The sequence below is a fragment of the Cellulosimicrobium arenosum genome, assembly GCF_014837295.1.
In the GTDB taxonomy this organism is placed as follows: domain Bacteria; phylum Actinomycetota; class Actinomycetes; order Actinomycetales; family Cellulomonadaceae; genus Cellulosimicrobium; species Cellulosimicrobium arenosum.
On sequence record NZ_JACYHB010000011.1, the window covers coordinates 138084 to 155231 of the forward strand.

Below are 17148 nucleotides of genomic sequence, written 5' to 3' on the forward strand. Positions count from 1 at the left end.
ACTGCGGGCGCACGGATGCGGAGGCGGCGATGGCCCAGGACGGCAAGATGTCGGACCGCACGCTCGGGACGGCGCGCAAGCTCTGGGGACTGGTGTACGTCCGGGGCGCGGCCTATCTCGGCGTGGGGGCCGCGCTGTTCTGGGTCCCCGACGAGGGGCTCACATGGTTGCGCTGGCTCGTCGGGCTGGTCATCGCCGCGCAGGGCGCCCTCCTGATCGTCGAGGGCCGCCCGGGCGAGGAGGACAGGGGCGAGGTCCTGAGCTGGCGGTTCGTCGCGGGGATCGTCAGCGTCGTGGCCGGGATCCTCATCGTCGCGTGGCCGTCGATGACGGGCCCGCTCCTGCTCACGGTCGTCGGCATCTGGGCGTGCCTGGCCGCGGTGATCGGCGTCGTCGGCGCGCTCCGGGAGCGCAGCTCCCACGCCGTCGCGTGGGACTGGCACCTCGTCAACGCCGCGCTGTGGTTCGTGCTGGGCGTCGGGATGCTCACGCGGCCCACGGACGACATCACGACGTCGGCGATGCTCATCGGCCTGTACCTGCTGGTCTCCGGCCTCGTCCTGCTCGTGGGCGGGTTCTCGACGAGCACCCGGTTGCGGGACGAGCGTGCGGCCGCGTCCGCGGCCCCTGCCGACACCCTGGCGCCGCCGCCGGAGCCCGGTCTCCCCTGACGAGCCGCGCGGAAGGTGGGCGGGGCACGTATCGTCGGGAGATGAGGCTGCCGGACCGCGGGCTTCGACGCCTCGCGGCCTCGACCCTCCTGCTCGCTCTCGCCGCCGTCGCCGTGCCGACGGCCGGCGCGGGCGCGGCGACGACGGCCGGGTGGGCTGACTGGCAGCCGCTCGCGGGTGCCGCGGGCAGCTGGACCACCACCATGCAGCTCCCGGCCGGCGGGTTCCCTGCGGCGTCGGTCACGACCGACTCGCGCGGCGGGCAGGTCGGCGTCCAGTCGGGGGCGAGCAGCTGGCTCGGCGATGCCACCCCGCCGGGCGCCGAGTTCGGTTCGAGCCGCGGGGAGCCGTATCTCAACCTGCGCCCCCGTGCCGACAACGCCACCTCGCCGTCGACCACCACCTACACGTTCGACCGACCGACTCCGGCCGGAGGCTGGGCGTTCGTCCTGGGGGACATCGACGCCGACGAGGCGGTCGTGATCGCGCGCGACGAGACCGGTCAGCTCCTGACGGGGGCCGAGCTCGGCTGGCAGGGCGGTTTCAACTACTGCGCGGTCACGCCGCGCCCGGCGTGCACGGGCTCGGCGACCGACGTCGCCGGCTGGGACCCGGTCACGGGCCGGGTGACCGGCAACACGGCGGGCATGGACACCTCCGGGTCGAGCGGCTGGTTCCGCCCGACGGTGCCCGTCACGAGCCTGACCGTCTACTACTCCCGGCGTACCGGCCTCCCGGTCTACCAGACCTGGTTCGCGTCCCTGGCCCGGGACGTCTCCGGGGTCGTCGACCTCGTCGCCGCCGACGGGACCCCGATCGGGGTGGTGCCCGGTGCGACCCTCACCCTGCTCGGGCCGGACCGTGCTGCTCTCGCGACGACGACGTCGGCCGTCGACGGCTCGTACTCCTTCCCCGGATACACGGCGGCCCCCGGCTACACGGTCGAGCTCACACGGCTGCCCGTGCCGGGCGGGGAGCTCCCGTTCGGCCTCCGGCCGCACGGGCAACGGGTCGTCACCGGCGTGGACCTGTCGGAGACGGACGCGACCGACGTCGATCTCGCGGCGCGCGAGGTGGTCCCGATCGCGGTGAGCGGCACGGTGCGGGACGCCGACGGTGACCCGCTCGAGAACGTCACCGTCACCCTCGCTCCCGTGGGCGGGGGGACACCCTTCACCGCGGTGACGAGCTCGTCGGGCGAGTACGTCATCGACGACATCGGCTGGGACGTCGAGGAGGACGCACCACAGGCGTACACGTTCGGGCTCACCGACCTGCCCGCCGGGTACACCGTCGACGCGGTGCCACCGGACGTCGTCGTCGACGTCGGTGAGGAGGCCCCGAGCGTGGGGAACGACTTCGGCGTGTCCGCGCCGCCGACGGTCGCCGGCGCGGTCACGGCCGGTGGTGTGCCGGTCGCCGGAGCCGTGGTGACGATCGTCGGGCCCGGCGGGTCCGTGACGGCACCCACCGGGTCCGACGGCACGTACGCGTTCGACCTGCTCCCACCCGGGGAGTACGCCGTGAGCGTCGAGGTCCCCTCCGGCTACACGGCCGACGGCCCGACGGAGCAGGGCGTGACCGTGACCGGCGAGGACGTCCCGGGCATCGACTTCGCGCTCGCGCGCCCCGGTGCGGTCGGCGGAACCGTCACCGACGACGCCGGCGAACCGGTCCCCGGCGTGACGGTCACCGTGTCCGGCCCCGACGGTCCCGTGGAGCTCGTCACCGACGAGGCCGGCGTGTACTTCCTCGACGGACTCGGGTCGGGGGACCGGACGATCACGCTCACCGTGCCGGACGGCTACGGCGCCACGACCACCGAGCGCGAGGTGATTCTCACGGCTGCGGGCGAGAACCGCCTCGACCAGGACTTCGTCGTCTCGCAGGCCGCGGTGCTGGTGCAGGTGGGCGGCACGGTCACGGACACCGAGGGGTACTCCGTCCCCGGCGCGCGCATCGAGGTGCGCGACGCGCAGGGAGAGGTCGTGGCGACGGTGGCCGCCGGAGACGGCGGGACGTGGTCCACGGAGCTCCCGGCGGGGAGCTACACGGCGCGCATCGATCCCCCTGCCGGCTACGTCCCCGCGGGCGACGGCGAGCGGTCGTTCGTGGTCGCCGGGGTGGCTCAGGACGGGATCGACTTCGTCCTGCTCCTCGACGACACGTCGGTCCCTGACCCCACCGACGCGCCGACCCCGACCGGTGGTGGAGCGCCCGGTACCGAGCAGGGGACCGGCGTGGACGGCACCCCGCTCGCCGTGACGGGCACGTCGGCGGCGACGGCGGTCGTCGGGGCTCTCGCGCTGGTGCTCGCGGGTGCGGCGCTCGCGCTCGTCGCCCGACGCCGCGGGGCGGCGCCGGGACCGGCGGCCCGCGAGGACTGACGAGTCAGGCCGCGAGCTCGACGTCCGCGGCCGTCGGGACGGGCTCCGCGGAGCGGGCGCGACGGGCGCGCAGGACCAGACGGACGGCCTGCACGCCGATGACGATCCAGACGAGGTTGGCGGCGACCGACGGCCACACGCCGTTCGCGGCGGCGACGATCGCCATGAGGCCCGCTCCGACGAGGTTCGTGAGCTGGAAGTGCGCGGACGTCGGGGTCCACCGGCCCCGACTCACCATCGCGTAGGCGACGACGCCGGCGATGGCGCCGGCCCAGCCGAGGATCATGAAGAGGGTGTCGAGGGTGATGGGCACAGCAGGCTCCGATGAGACGTTTCGGGTGGAGGAGGTACCGCGGTTCCGCGGTGGCTGTGCGCTCCGGGCACGGATGCTGGTGGCGCTGGTCGTACATGGGTACGGCACCGGTCAGGACGTTGTCCCGAGCGGCGCCGTGACCATTCTGAGACCACGGATGGCTTCAGCGCAATCGAACGTTCCTTGAGTGGCCGTTTAGTATTGCTACATGGCAACCGACCCACGCAGACTTGCCTTCCTCCTTGCCGTGCACCGGGGTGGAGGTGTGCTCGCGGCAGCGGATCTTCTCGGAGTGACCCCCTCGGCGGTGTCCCAGCAGATCCAGCGCCTGGAGGCCGAGGAGGGGTTCGCCGTCCTCGACCGCGGCCCGAGGGGCGTGACGCTCACGGCGGCCGGCCGGGTCCTCGCCGACGTCGCCGAACGGATCGAGACCGAGCTGGCGGAGGCGCGCAAGGAGCTCGCCGCCCTGGGCGACGAGGTCACCGGCCGGGTCGCCGTCGGGGCGTTCCAGTCCGCGATCCGCGCCGTCGTCGCACCGGTGGCTCAGCGCATCCTCGAGGACGCACCGGGGATCGACCTCGACGTGCAGGAGCGCGAGCACGTCGAGGCCCTGCGGCTGCTGCGCGCGGGCGACCTCGACGTCGTGCTGCTCGAGCGAGACTTCGAGGCGTCCGACTCCCCCGCACCACGGGGTACGCACGAGATCGTCCTGCTCGAGGAGCCCTGGCGACTCGTGGTGCCCGCCGCCGTGCCGACGCCCGAACGGCTCGACGACGTCCGCGACGCCGTCTGGCTCGCGCCCCAGGCGGGCACCGCCGCCGCACGCGCGATGAGCCGCCTCGCGCTGGGGTTCGGTCAGGAGCTGCGCACGCGGCACCGCTACTACGACTTCGACGTGGCCCTCTCCCTCGTCGCCGCGGGGCTGGGCGTCGCGATGCTCCCGGCGCTCGCGGTCGAGGGCGGTGCGTCGGACGAGGTGCCCGACGGCGTCACGGTGGTCGGCCTGCCCGGGCTGGGTTCACGCCGGCTGGTCGCGCGCCACCGCGCGACGCGGCACGAGCCACGACCCGTCGTGAGCGCGGTGCTGGACGAGATGATCTCGGCGGCAGCGGAGATCGCGTTCGCCTGAATCCGGCCCGCCGCGCGCCCGCGCGGTCCGAGCGGTTCTCACAACGCGGCGTCGGGCGCTGAGCGAAGAACGTCACGAGACCGGTTCGGTGGCGATACCCCGGGGAAACGCTCGCCTCCTAGCGTCGGGCGCACGCCGCTCAGTGCGGCGGGCCACCGACGCCCTCTCACCCGGAGCCGTTCCCCATGTCCTACGTCAAGCCCGCAGAGCTCGTCCCGACGATCATCGACGCCGGCGCGAACAAGGTCCTGCTGTCCACGCGCGACACGCTGATCCGCGCGGCGATGGGCGGTGCCATCCTCGCGATCGCCGCCGCGTTCGCCGTGACCGTCAACGTCACGACGGGATCCCCGGTCCTCGGGGCCGTCCTGTTCCCCGTCGGCTTCATCCTGCTGTACCTGCTGGGGTACGACCTGCTGACCGGCATGTTCGTCCTCGGTCCGCTCGCGTGGCTGGACAAGCGACCGGGCATCACGGGCCGCGCCGTGCTGCGCAACTGGGGGCTGGTCTTCGTCGGCAACTTCCTCGGGGCCTTCGCGGTCGCGGTGATGCTGGCGATCGTCGTGACCTACGGGTTCGACACGCCGCCCGACGAGGTGGGCCAGGCGATCGGCCACATCGGCGAGGGGAGGACCGTCGGGTACGCCGAGCACGGGGCGTCGGGCATGCTCACGCTGTTCGTGCGCGGGATGCTGTGCAACTGGATGGTCTCGATGGGCGTCGTCGGCGCGATGATCGCCAAGGACGTCCCGGGCAAGGCGATCGTCATGTGGATGCCGGTCATGCTGTTCTTCTTCATGGGCTTCGAGCACTCGATCGTGAACATGTTCCTGTTCCCGTCCGGGCTGCTGCTCGGTGGCCAGTTCACGATCATGGACTACCTGATCTGGAACGAGATCCCCACGGTGCTCGGCAACCTCGTCGGCGGTCTGCTGCTCACCGGACTCCCGCTGTACTTCACGCACGGTCGCCCGAAGGCCCGCCGCGACGGGGCGACCCCGGAGACAGGCACGTCGTCGTCGAGCGAGGCACAGGCAACCCCCGAGCCCACGAAGGAGCTCGTCGGAGAACCTGCCTGACCGCTGACAGGGTGGGGGTGCCGGTAGCATGGGCACGAACGTGATGCTTGATCGCCGCCAGAACTTCGACGGGAGAGTCCGGCCACGGTCCTCGTGACCGCCCGGCGCCGAAGGAGCAAACCCTCCCCGGGAATCTCTCAGGCCCCCGTACCGTCGAGGCGAGGCAACTCTGGAAAGCGGTCCTTCCCGTCGAGGCCCGTCGGGTGTCGCGGGTCGGGCCCACCGACGGTGCAAGTCGGCGCGCCCCGTCGCTCCTCGTGAGCGCAACGGCGGACCGGCAAAACTCTCAGGTGGACGTGTGCGCGTCCGATGACAGAGCGGGGAGGGGCCCGTCGTCGTCCCCTCCACCGGAGGTCCCCGTGACCCAGCTCGACCCCACCACCCCGCACGCCGCCGCCACCGGCGCCTTCGCGCCCCGCCACGTCGGGCCGCGCGGTCGCGAGGTCCAGACGATGCTCGACCAGCTCGGGTACGACACCCTGGACGCGCTCGTCGACGCCGCGGTGCCCGCGTCGATCCGGTCCGACCGGCCGCTCGACCTGCCCGCCGCGCGCACCGAGACCGAGGTCCTGGGGGCGCTGCGCGGGCTCGCCGCGAAGAACGTCGTCAAGACGCAGATGATCGGGCTCGGCTACTACGGGACGATCACCCCGCCGGTCATCCGCCGCAACGTGCTCGAGTCGCCCGCCTGGTACACCGCGTACACGCCGTACCAGCCCGAGATCTCGCAGGGCCGCCTCGAGGCGCTGCTGAACTTCCAGCAGGTCGTGGAAGACCTCACGGGACTCGACGTCGCCAACGCGTCCCTGCTCGACGAGGCGACCGCCGTCGCCGAGGCGGTCGCGCTCATGTGGCGCGCGTCGCGTGCGAAGTCGGGATACGTCGTGCTCGACGCGGACCTGTTCCCCCAGACCCTCGCGGTCACCCGGGGCCGGGCGGACGCCGTCGGCCTGCCCGTGGTCGTCGCGGACCTCTCGGGCGGTCTCGCCGCGGGCCTCGACGCGGCGCGCGCCGCGGGAACGTTCCCGGCCGGCGTGCCCGACGACGCGGCCCTGGTCGGTGTCGTCGTGCAGCAGAGCGGGGCGTCGGGTCGCGTCGTGGACTGGAGGCCGGTCGTCGCGGAGGCGAAGGAGCGCGGTGCGCTGGTCACGGTCGCCGCCGACCTGCTCGCCCTGACGATGCTCGTCCCGCCCGGCGAGCTCGGCGCCGACGTCTCCGTGGGCTCGGCCCAGCGCTTCGGCGTCCCGTTGTTCTACGGCGGACCGCACGCAGCGTTCATGGCCGTGCGCAAGGGCCTGGAGCGGTCCCTGCCGGGCCGTCTCGTGGGGGTCTCGATCGACGCGGACGGTGACACGGCGTACCGCCTCGCGCTGCAGACGCGCGAGCAGCACATCCGTCGCGAGAAGGCGACGAGCAACATCTGCACGGCGCAGGCGCTGCTGGCGATCGTCGCGTCGATGTACGCGGTCTACCACGGCCCGGACGGGCTGCGGGCGATCGCCGAGCGCACGCACGCGCACGCGGTCGCCGTCGCGGACGGCCTCCGGGCGGCGGGGACGCCGGTCGAGCACGACGTCTTCTTCGACACCGTCCGCGCCGCCGTCCCGGGCCGGGCCGCCGCGGTCGTCGCGGCCGCCGCGGCGGCGGGGATCAACCTCTACGCGCCCGACGCCGACCACGTCCAGGTCGCGTGCGACGAGACCACGACCCTCGCGACCGTCAGCGCGGTGCTGGCAGCGTTCGGTGCCGGGGCGCCGGCCGCGCGGGACGACGGACCGACGGCCGCGGGACTGCTGCCGACCGCGACCGGGCTCCCGCCCTGGGCCGTGCGCGAGTCCGCGTTCCTGCAGCACCCGATCTTCCACCTGCACCGGTCCGAGACCTCGATGCTGCGCTACCTGCGCCGCCTCTCGGACAAGGACCTCGCGCTCGACCGGACGATGATCCCGCTCGGGTCGTGCACGATGAAGCTCAACGCCACCGCGGAGATGGAGGCGATCTCCTGGCCGGGCTTCGCGGACCTGCACCCGTACGTGCCCGCCGACCAGGCGCTGGGCTACGCCGAGCTGATCGACGGGCTGGAGGGCGCGCTGGCCGAGATCACGGGCTACGCGGGGGTCTCGGTGCAGCCCAACGCGGGCTCGCAGGGCGAGTTCGCCGGGCTGCTCGCCATCCGCGACTACCACGTGTCGCGCGGTGACGCGGAGCGCGACGTCTGCCTCATCCCGGCCTCCGCGCACGGGACGAACGCGGCGTCCGCCGCGATGGCCGGCCTCACGGTCGACGTCGTCGCGACAGCGCCGGACGGCGAGATCCTGCTCGACGACCTGCGCGCCAAGCTCGCGGACCACGGCCCGCGCGTCGCGGCCATCATGATCACCTACCCGTCGACGCACGGCGTGTACGAGGAGCACGTCACCGAGGTCTGCGACCTGGTACACGAGGCAGGTGGCCAGGTGTACGTCGACGGCGCCAACCTCAACGCCCTCGTCGGGCTGGCCCGACCGGGCGAGTTCGGGGGTGACGTCTCCCACCTGAACCTGCACAAGACCTTCTGCATCCCGCACGGCGGGGGAGGCCCCGGCGTCGGGCCGGTCGCGGTCGCCGAGCACCTCGTGCCGTTCCTGCCGGGCGACCCGCTGGCGTCGACGGCGGCCGCGCCGGGCCCGCACCCGACCCCCGTCTCCGCGACGCGCCACGGCTCCGGCGGCATCCTGCCGATCTCGTGGGCGTACGTCGCCCTCATGGGGCCCGACGGGCTGACCGAGGCGACCAAGACGGCCGTGCTGGCTGCGAACTACGTCGCGTCGCGCCTGGCCGACCACTTCCCGATCCTCTACACGGGACCGGCCGGGCTCGTCGCGCACGAGTGCATCCTCGACCTGCGGGCGATCACGGCCGAGACGGGCGTGAGCGTCGACGACGTCGCGAAGCGGCTCACCGACTACGGGTTCCACGCCCCGACCATGTCGTTCCCGGTGCCCGGGACGCTCATGGTCGAGCCGACCGAGAGCGAGGACCTCGCGGAGCTGGACCGGTTCGTCGACGCGATGGTCGCGATCCGCGGCGAGATCGACGCAGTCGTCTCCGGGCGCTGGTCGGTCGAGGACTCGCCGCTGCGCGGCGCGCCCCACACGGCGGGGGCCCTGACCGTGGACGTCTGGGACAAGCCCTACTCGCGCGAGCTCGCGGCGTACCCGGTCGCGAGCCTCCGGGCGTCGAAGTACTGGCCGCCGGTGCGCCGCGTCGACGGCGCCCGCGGGGACCGCAACCTCGTGTGCTCGTGCCCGCCGATCGAGGACTACGTGCCCGCACCGCCGGCCGCCCCGGTGGCCTGAGGCCCGCACGGACAGGAAGGATGAGCACATGACGACCGACCCGACCGACCCGACCGACCGTCAGGGCCCGCTGCACGACGAGCACCTCGCCCTCGGCGCGTCCCTCACCGGCTTCGGTGGCTGGCTGATGCCGCTGCGCTACACCTCCGACCTCGCCGAGCACCGTGCCGTGCGCGAGGCGGCGGGACTGTTCGACCTGTCCCACATGGGGGAGATCGAGGTCAGCGGTCCCCAGGCCGCGGCGGCGCTGGACCACGCGCTCGTCGGCAACCTCTCCGCCGTGGCACCGGGCCGCGCGCGGTACACGATGCTCTGCGCCGAGGACGGGTCCGTCCTCGACGACCTCGTCGTCTACCGGCTGGCCGAGGACCGCTTCCTCGTCGTCGCCAACGCGGGCAACGCCGCGCTGGTCGCGCGCGAGCTGGTGGCACGTGCCGCCGCGTTCGACGCCGTCGTCGCGGACCAGGGCGAGCAGACCGCCCTGATCGCGGTCCAGGGCCCGCGCGCGGAGGAGATCGTCGTCGCGCTCGTCGACCCCGCGGACGGGGCCGACGCGACGACGGTCCGCGAGATGCGGTACTACGCGTCGTCGGCCGTGTCGTTCGAGGTCGCGGGAGAGCGCGTCGACGCGCTCGTCGCGCGGACCGGGTACACGGGCGAGGACGGGTTCGAACTGTTCGTTCCGGTCGGCGTCGCCCCCCTGCTCTGGCGGACGCTGCTCGCCGGGGGCGCGCCCCTCGGGCTCACGCCCGCAGGCCTCGCCGCCCGCGACTCGCTGCGTCTCGAGGCAGGGATGCCGCTGTACGGGCACGAGCTGGACACGACGACCACCCCGTTCGAGGCCGGTCTCGGGCGGGTCGTGAAGCTCGACAAGGTGTCCGACGACGGCACGCCCGTGCCGTTCGTCGGCCGGGACGCGCTCGCGGCCCGCAAGGTCTCGCCGCCGTCGCGCGTGCTGGTCGGGCTGCGCGCCACGGGCAGGCGCCCTGCCCGAGCGGGCTACGGCGTCGTGCTCCCGGAGGCCGGAGGCCCGGCACGCCGGGTCGGCACGGTCACGTCGGGCGCGCCGTCCCCCTCGCTCGGGTACCCGATCGCGATGGCCTACGTCAGCCCGGAGCTCTCGGCGGAGGGGACGGAGCTGGGCGTCGACGTGCGCGGCCGCGTCGAACCCGTGGTGGTCGTGCCGCTCCCGTTCTACCGTCGTCCCCAGCAGTCCTGACCCCGGTCGGCCCGACCGACCGTCCCGACCCGTCGTCGCAAGGAGCAGAACCATGGCCGGTCCCACCGCGCAGTTCCCGGAGAACCTCCAGTACACCGCCGAGCACGAGTGGATCGACATCGTCGACCCGCAGTCGCCGGCCACCGTGGGCATCACCGCGACCGCGGTCGAGGCGCTCGGGGACATCGTCTACCTCGAGCTGCCCGAGGTCGGCGCGACGATCGGCGCCGGCACGGTCGTCGGGGAGGTCGAGTCGACCAAGTCCGTCTCGGAGCTCTACTCCCCGGTGAGCGGCACGGTCGTCGAGGTGAACCAGGCGGTGATCGACGACCCGGCGATCGTGAACTCGTCCCCGTACACCGACGGCTGGCTCTTCCGGGTGACGGTCGAGGCGACCGGTGACCTGCTGAGCGCCGAGGAGTACGCAGCCGTCACCGGCTGAGACCGCGGGTGATCTGGATCACACCGGCGTCTCCTGGTGTGCTCGGGCCGCGTCGACCTCTCGGTCGGCGCGGCCCGCGCGCGTCGCCCCAGGGGCGTGGTCACCGGGACCCCCGCTGTGACCTGCGACGACACCTCCGGTCGCGCACGGGCCGGGCGCGTTCGGGGACCTGGGGTCGCGTCGCAGAAAACTCAGGGTGAAAAGTCGCGTCATGAATCGGACGCTCGTCCATCTCTCCTTGTAGCAGTACACCGGATCCGCCACGTGGGGATGGCGCGAACGGTACGCACCAGGAGGAGAATGATGAGCACCATCGAGCTGGTCCGCCCGACGTTCGAGTCGACGCCCGTGACCTCAACCCCGCTGACGCACCTGACGCGCCGCGAGCGGGTCGTGCTGTCGAACCTGTCGGAGGACGTGACCCTCGAGCAGGTCGCGACCAAGCTGTTCGTGACCCGCAACACCGTCAAGTCACAGGTGCGGAGCCTCTACCGCAAGCTCGGGGTCTCGACCCGGGCGGAGGCCGTCGCCTGGGCTCGTGAGGCCGGCATGCGCTGACCCGGGCCGGAGCGGCGTGCGTCGTCAGAGCGACGTGCGGCCGTGCGAGACTCCGCGTATGACCTCGCGCAGACTCGTCGTCGCCGCGGCGATCGTGGACGACCTGACGGGACCGCGACGTCTGCTGTCGGCTCGCCGCTCGCGCCCGCTGCACCTCGCTGGCCGCTGGGAGTTCCCGGGCGGCAAGGTCGACCCGGGGGAGACGCCCACGCAGGCGCTGCACCGCGAGCTGCACGAGGAGCTGGGGGTCGTCGCCGAGCTGGGTGACGAGATCGTCGGGCCCGACGACGGCGCGTGGATCATCACCGACCGGCACGTCATGCGCCTGTGGCTGGCACGCGTCGTCGAGGGCGAGCCGCAGCCGCTCGTGGAGCACGACGAGCTCGCGTGGCTCCCGGTGGGGGACTGGTTCAGCGTCCCGTGGCTCGACGCCGACGTGCGCATCGTCGAGGAGCTCACGCGCCAGGTGTCGCGGGGAGCCGTCTGAGTCAGCGCTCCACCTCCGCCCGTTCCCGTTCCACAGCACCTCGCGCGTGACCGACCGACGTACCGTCCGCACGACCACCTGCCGCATCGCGACGCGCGTCGGCAGGCCGAGCCGCACCACGAGCGTGACCACCGCGCGCACGTCGTCTTCCCGGACCCCGAGACCCCGGCCACGGCGATCCGTCGCGGACGCGATCCAGGTGCTCGGCGACGTCGTCGTCCGGTCCGAGCAGAGGCATCGGACGGGAGTACCGGGCCGCCGGGCGGTCTTCGGTGCTCGCCGAAAGGTAGCGTTTGAGAACGCCGAAAGGTAGCGTTCGATGCTCGCTCTTGGCTAGAGGGTGCGGCCGGCGTCGGGCAAGCGGTGTCAGCCCACCGGCTGGACCCACGAGGACGGGGCCGGGGGAGCGACGACCGGCGGGCGGTCGTTGCACGAGGGCGCGTCGGGCACGAACCGGCCGAGCCAGTTCACGGTCCCGGGCTCCCAGGGGCTGAGGGACGTGCCGTCGTTGCCGCCGAGGTCGGTGAGCGTGAACTCGGTGCCCCCCGCGGGGAAGTTGAACGACCCGCAGTTGTTGACGCCCGCCCAGCCGACGTTGCGCGCGTCGACGTTCTCGAACGACGCGCCGCCGGCCACGCGGGCGGAGACCACGGACGTTCCCGTCCCGTCGACCTGGACGTCCTTGAACGCCACGCCCTCGATCGCGACGTCGTCCTTCACGCCCCAGTCCGAGACGAGCATGATCGCGTTGTACGTGCTGTCGAGGTAGTGGTCCCCGGTGACGTGGATGTCGGCGTCGATGTCGCGGTCGAGCGCGTAGAACCAGATCGCGCCGAGGCCGATGTTCCAGTTGAGCTCGTAGGTGCCCGCGCGGACGGTCGTGTTGTCGATGAGATCGAGCGTCCCGGCGAACGGCTCCGCGCCGAACCGTGACCCGACGTGCAGGCCGCTGCCCTCACGCACCGGGTCGGCCACGAGGTTGGCCGCCACGGTGTTGTCCGTGCCGCCGTAGATCGCGATGCCGTTCGCGAGGGTGTTCGACTGGACCGTGTTGTGCTCGAACGTGTTGCCCACGTTCGCGTTCGTCTCCGACCACATCGCGAGCCCGTCGTCGCCGGTGCCCCGGACGAAGTTGTCGCGCACCACGGAGTCCGTGACGCCGCCGTGGAAGTTCAGGGCGTCGGCGATCTGGTCGACGATCACGTTGTCCTCGACGGTCAGGTTCTCCATCGGCCCGTCGAACCACATGCCGACCTTGGTGTGCTGGATGTACAGCCCGGAGACCGACGAGTCGTTCAGAGCGCCGCCCACCCCGTTGACCTGGTCGGTGTCGATGCGTTCGCGCACGTCGCCGACGATCGCGAAGTCGCGCAGGTGCACGTCGTGGCTGCCGCCGTCGGCCGCGTCCTTGCCGTAGAAGCCGACGCCGGTGTGCACGGACCCGTCGGCCGCGGGCTCGTCGAGCGCGACCTCCTGGCCGCGGAAGATCGTGTACCAGCTCCCGGCGCCACGGATCGAGACGTCGTCGACCATGATGTGCCGGTTCACCTGGTAGATGCCCGGCGGGACGTAGACCTCCAGGCCGCGCCTCTGGGCGTACGCGATGGCTCTGTCGAGCGCGTCGGCGGAGTCGCGCCGGCCCGTGGGGTCGGCGCCGAAGAGGAGGGCGTTGGCGGCGCGCAGCCGGAACGTCGGCGGCGCGACCTTCTCGGTGTCGAGGAGGTCGATCACCGTCCACTCCGCGCTGCTGCGGCGCGGCATCGTGAGACGGATCGTGTCACCGGCCTTGAACGTGCGACCCAGCAGGAGACGCTGCTCGTCGTAGAACTTCATGGGTCGGAACGGGGTGTCGAACTCGGGGGCGGGCGAGGTCTCGGCAGGGACGCACGCGCACTCGGTCATCCACCAGCCGGGCTGCAGGGGACCGGCGGTCGGGTCGTTCGAGAACGGGTACTGGTTGTACAGGTAGGAGTACTCGGACGTGAGCGTCATCCGGCGGTCGAGCGCGACCCTCGTCCCGTGCCGCAGGACCGAGACGTCCAGGGGAGCGGTGATCCCGCCGCCCGTCGGCGCGTCCGGGAGCGCGTAGCGCACCGTGATCGCGTTCGTGTCGGCGGGCAGCGTGAGCTCGACGTGCTGCCCGGGCTCGAGGCGGACCGCGGATCGGCCCGAGGCCTCCGCCTCGATCGTGTACGCGTCGCGGCCGGGGCCGATCACCGTCCCGGTCGTCACGCCGTTCTCCGCCTCCTGCTCCAGGAAGGGCACGTCGGCGCCGCGGTCCGCGACGAGGGCCGGGTCGAGCCCGGCACGCGTCACCGTCGCCTGCGGGGCCGGGGGCCGCGGGCCGCCGTGGGCGAGGGCCGACGGCGCCGTCGTCGCGACCAGCGCGAGCGCGACGGCGGTGGCTGCCGCGGCGCGGGCGTGGCGTGCGCGACGTCGTGGTGCAGGTGTGTCTGTGCTGCGAATCATCGTTGACCCGTCTTCTCTCGGGAGGCGCGCGCCTCCGTGCTGCCGGAGGGCGTGCTGGCTCTCCGGTCCCTGCGGGTCGCACCTCCGCGCAGGGTCGTTCGTGGTGAACCCTAGGGTGCCGCAAGGCGATAGCACAAGGTTCTGCGACGAAATTACGATAGATCGTCGAGTTCTTGCACAGACCCACCTGCGGCGCACGCGTGGACGGAGTGGCGGGGGCGGAAGCCGAGCACCTCCCGGGCCCGTCGGGTGTCGACGAGCGCGTCGTCCGGGCCCACCGCCCACCGCAGCGGGACGTCCGGTGCGAAGCGGGCGAGGAGCTCGGTGGTCGGGACCGCGAGCAGCACGTCGTCGGCCGCGAGACCGACGACGTGCGCGCCGTCGAGCTCCGCGACCAGCGCCGCCTCGATCGCGCGGGCCGCGTCGCGTACGTCGAGGTAGGCCCAGCCCTCGCGTGCCATGACGGCCGGGTCCCGGGCGACGTCCGCCGCGATCTCGCGCAGCCGGTCGTGCTGCTGGGTCAGCGGGAACCGCAGCGCGACGACGCCCGTGCCCCACTGGCGCCAGGCCGCACGTGCCGCCGCCTCGTCGGCCTGCTTGGACAGCGAGTACGGGTCGGCGACGTCCGCCGGGACGTCCTCGTCGAGCGGGTAGTAGGCGGGCCCCACGTCGTGCGGGTTCATGGGCACGCCGAACGCGTTGATGCTGCTCGCGAGCACCACGCGGCGCACGCCGCGCTCGCCCGCGAGGGACAGGACCGCGTACGTCGCGGTCGTGTTGGTCGCGTACACCTCGAGGGGCGTCCCGAGGCGCGGGTGGGGGATCGCCGCCAGGTGCACGACGCCGTCCGCTCCCTCGAGACCGCGGCCGACGTCCTCGGGCGACCGCGCGTCACCCGTGACGATCCGGTCGGCGACGCACGGGTGCTCGAACGATCTCGAGAGCGCGGTCACGGCGAACCCGAGGGCCACCAGGTGGCGCACGGTCTCGCGGCCGATGGTGCCGTCGGCACCCGTGACGAGGACACGCGTCATGCGGGCGGGTCCGGGCCGTCGTCGCCCGTGGTCGCCGTGTCGGCCGCGGCCTGTGCGGTCGTCGCGCGCGCACGGAGCATGCTCGCGACGCCGTCGAGGGCACCGTCCAGGCGTCGAGGTGCGCGGTCGGGCCGCAGGAAGCGTGCGTCGTCGTCCACCTCGAGCACTGCGGGGTCGTCGGCCGAGAGGTGGTCGGCCGTGGCTCCGGGCCCCGGTGCGGACGGAGGATCGGGGACGTGCAGGCCCTCGTGGGCGCGCCACGCCAGCGTCGCGTCGACGAGACGTCGGTACACGCCCGCGTCGAGCGGGTCGCGCAGCCACGCATCGGCGACCTCGGCGACGTGCCGTGCGAGACGTTGGGACTGGCCCTCCACGCTCCCACCTCCTCGATCCTCCCGGCAGCGTAGCGGCGCCCGCCGACGGACACGGCCTCGGCGTCGCTCTGGCTCGACTGACCTCCCGCTCGTGCGCGACCTCGACGTGGCGCTGCAGCGTTTCGTGGGCCCCCGCCATCGTCGGCGCACCGGTCCCTGACGTCGAGTGGTCGTCGCGGGCGAGGCGCGCGATCATGCGGACATGACCGCGACCCCGCTCACCACCGCCGAGCTCACGGACGTCTACACCGACCTGCACCGCCACCCGGAGCTCGCGTTCACCGAGCACCGCACCGCGGGCATCGTCGCCGACCGGCTGGGAGCCTGGGGGTACGAGGTCCACGAAGGTCTCGGCGTGACGGGCGTGGCGGGCGTCCTGGCGAACGGCGCGGGTCCGCGCGTCCTGCTCCGCGCCGACATGGACGGGCTGCCCGTCATCGAGCGGACCGGCCTGCCGTACGCCTCCACGCAGACGGCGACGACCCCGGACGGGCACGCGACCGGGACCATGCACGCGTGCGGGCACGACGTGCACGTCACGTGCCTGCTCGGCGCCGCGGCCGAGCTTGCCGCGCACCGCGACAGGTGGTCGGGGACGCTCGTCGTCGTCTTCCAGCCCGCCGAGGAGGTCGGCGGCGGTGCCCGCGCGATGGTCGCGAACGGCCTCTTCGAGCGCACGGGAGGCGCGCCCGACGTCGTGCTCGGCCAGCACGTCATGCCGCTGCCGGTCGGGGTGGTGAACCTGACGCCCGGGACCGCGATGGCCGCGACCGACTCGTTCCGGGTGACCCTGCACGGCAAGGGCGGGCACGGGTCGAGCCCCGAGTCGACCGTGGACCCCGTGGTCATGGCCGCCGCGACCGTGATGCGGCTCCAGGGGGTGGTGTCGCGTGAGGTCGGCGCGGTGGAGTCGGCCGTCGTCACGGTGGGCGCGCTGCGCGCGGGGACGCAGGCCAACATCATCTCGGACTCGGCCGAGCTGCTGGTCAACGTCCGGTCGTTCACCGCGCCGGTGCGGGAGCGCGTGCTCGCCGCGATCCACCGCATCGTCGACGCCGAGGCGTCCGCGTCCGGTGCGCCCGCCGTCCCCGAGTACGAGGAGGTCTCGACGTTCCACCTCATGGTCAACGACCCGGACGCCGCCGCTCGTACGCGCACCGCGCTCGCGCGGACGCTCGACGAGCAGTCGTCGCTCATCGAGGCGGCCGGTGGCCGGCCTGTCGTGATCTCGCTCCCACCGCTCCCGGGGTCGGAGGACGTGGGCGACCTCGCGACCGCGGCGGACGTCCCCCTCGTCTACTGGAACCTCGGCGGCTTCCCCGCCTCGCTGTTCGCGGACTTCGACCTCTCGGCCGCGACGGGCATGGGGAACCTGCCCGACGGCGTCGCACCCAACCACTCGCCGTTCTTCGCTCCCGTGCCCGAGCCGACGCTCGACCTGGGCGTCGCGCTCCTCGTCGCCGCGGCGCGGGAGTGGCTGGCCTGAGCCTTCGTGGTCAGGCGGACTTCTCGCGTGGTGCACGCGACCGTGCACCGGTGCTGCGCGGCACGATCGTGGGATTGACGTTGTCCAGCACGACCTCGCGCGAGATCACGACCCGCTCCACGTCATCACGCGACGGCACGTCGAACATCACCTGCTGCAGCA

The 17148-nt window shown here is 73.1% G+C and carries 14 protein-coding genes, 1 pseudogene and 1 riboswitch; of the genes and pseudogenes, 10 read left to right on the forward strand and 5 right to left on the reverse strand.

From position 1 onward, the window contains the following. Nucleotides 1–29 precede the first annotated feature (29 nt). Both IF651_RS13390 and IF651_RS13395 read left to right on the forward strand, forming a co-directional pair. Nucleotides 30–671, forward strand: coding sequence for an HdeD family acid-resistance protein (locus IF651_RS13390; RefSeq protein WP_191829621.1), 642 nt, complete (start codon nucleotides 30–32; stop codon nucleotides 669–671). Between the two features lie 41 nt (nucleotides 672–712). Continuing rightward, on the forward strand, nucleotides 713–3058 hold the full coding sequence (locus tag IF651_RS13395; protein WP_191829622.1) for an MSCRAMM family protein: 2346 nt from the start codon (nucleotides 713–715) through the stop codon (nucleotides 3056–3058). 4 nt (nucleotides 3059–3062) lie between these two features. Here the strand turns inward: IF651_RS13395 and IF651_RS13400 are convergent, their stop codons facing one another. Further along, a complete protein-coding gene (locus tag IF651_RS13400) occupies nucleotides 3063–3371 on the reverse strand; it encodes a CBU_0592 family membrane protein (protein WP_191829623.1) in 309 nt (102 codons plus the stop codon). Between the two features lie 208 nt (nucleotides 3372–3579). Between IF651_RS13400 and IF651_RS13405 the strand changes: the two genes are divergently transcribed. The 7 genes from IF651_RS13405 to IF651_RS13435 all read left to right on the forward strand — a co-directional run bounded on the left by IF651_RS13405 (nucleotide 3580) and on the right by IF651_RS13435 (nucleotide 11623). Further along, nucleotides 3580–4500: a LysR family transcriptional regulator gene (locus tag IF651_RS13405; protein WP_191829624.1), complete on the forward strand. Its 921-nt coding sequence runs from the start codon at nucleotides 3580–3582 to the stop codon at nucleotides 4498–4500. A 185-nt stretch (nucleotides 4501–4685) separates the two neighbouring features. After that, entirely contained in the window at nucleotides 4686–5579 is an 894-nt protein-coding gene (locus tag IF651_RS13410; RefSeq protein ID WP_191829625.1) for a formate/nitrite transporter family protein, read from the forward strand. Nucleotides 5580–5638: 59 nt separating this feature from the next. After that, a riboswitch (glycine riboswitch) is annotated at nucleotides 5639–5742 on the forward strand. Nucleotides 5743–6031: 289 nt separating this feature from the next. Next, nucleotides 6032–8917 carry an aminomethyl-transferring glycine dehydrogenase gene (gene gcvP, locus IF651_RS13415; RefSeq protein WP_422110488.1) on the forward strand — a complete coding sequence of 962 codons (2886 nt, stop codon included), beginning with the start codon at nucleotides 6032–6034 and terminating at the stop codon, nucleotides 8915–8917. Between the two features lie 28 nt (nucleotides 8918–8945). Then, complete coding sequence (gene gcvT / locus IF651_RS13420; RefSeq protein WP_191829627.1) at nucleotides 8946–10136, forward strand: glycine cleavage system aminomethyltransferase GcvT; 1191 nt, start codon at nucleotides 8946–8948, stop codon at nucleotides 10134–10136. A gap of 52 nt (nucleotides 10137–10188) precedes the next feature. Then, nucleotides 10189–10578 (forward strand): glycine cleavage system protein GcvH, encoded by a 390-nt coding sequence (gcvH, locus tag IF651_RS13425; RefSeq protein ID WP_191829628.1) that lies wholly within the window; start codon nucleotides 10189–10191, stop codon nucleotides 10576–10578. Between the two features lie 303 nt (nucleotides 10579–10881). Further along, nucleotides 10882–11136 (forward strand): LuxR C-terminal-related transcriptional regulator, encoded by a 255-nt coding sequence (locus tag IF651_RS13430; protein ID WP_191829629.1) that lies wholly within the window; start codon nucleotides 10882–10884, stop codon nucleotides 11134–11136. Between the two features lie 58 nt (nucleotides 11137–11194). Further along, nucleotides 11195–11623, forward strand: coding sequence for an NUDIX domain-containing protein (locus IF651_RS13435; RefSeq protein WP_191829630.1), 429 nt, complete (start codon nucleotides 11195–11197; stop codon nucleotides 11621–11623). A 366-nt stretch (nucleotides 11624–11989) separates the two neighbouring features. Here IF651_RS13435 and IF651_RS13440 read toward each other — a convergent pair whose 3' ends face one another. The 3 genes from IF651_RS13440 to IF651_RS13450 all read right to left on the reverse strand — a co-directional run bounded on the left by IF651_RS13440 (nucleotide 11990) and on the right by IF651_RS13450 (nucleotide 15500). Further along, complete coding sequence (locus IF651_RS13440) at nucleotides 11990–14092, reverse strand: glycosyl hydrolase family 28-related protein (RefSeq protein ID WP_191829631.1); 2103 nt, start codon at nucleotides 14090–14092, stop codon at nucleotides 11990–11992. Between the two features lie 152 nt (nucleotides 14093–14244). Further along, nucleotides 14245–15126: an NAD-dependent epimerase/dehydratase family protein gene (locus IF651_RS13445; protein ID WP_191829632.1), complete on the reverse strand. Its 882-nt coding sequence runs from the start codon at nucleotides 15124–15126 to the stop codon at nucleotides 14245–14247. After that, nucleotides 15123–15500, reverse strand: a complete 378-nt coding sequence (locus IF651_RS13450; protein ID WP_191829633.1) for a hypothetical protein — start codon at nucleotides 15498–15500, stop codon at nucleotides 15123–15125. Before IF651_RS13450 ends, IF651_RS13445 begins: the two co-directional genes overlap by 4 nt. A gap of 202 nt (nucleotides 15501–15702) precedes the next feature. On the opposite strand from IF651_RS13450, the gene IF651_RS13455 reads away from it, so the two are divergent. Next, nucleotides 15703–16986 (forward strand): amidohydrolase, encoded by a 1284-nt coding sequence (locus IF651_RS13455; protein ID WP_191829634.1) that lies wholly within the window; start codon nucleotides 15703–15705, stop codon nucleotides 16984–16986. Between the two features lie 10 nt (nucleotides 16987–16996). Here the strand turns inward: IF651_RS13455 and IF651_RS17845 are convergent. Continuing rightward, nucleotides 16997–17148, reverse strand: a pseudogene (locus tag IF651_RS17845) (ATP-dependent Clp protease ATP-binding subunit ClpX); the annotation flags it as partial.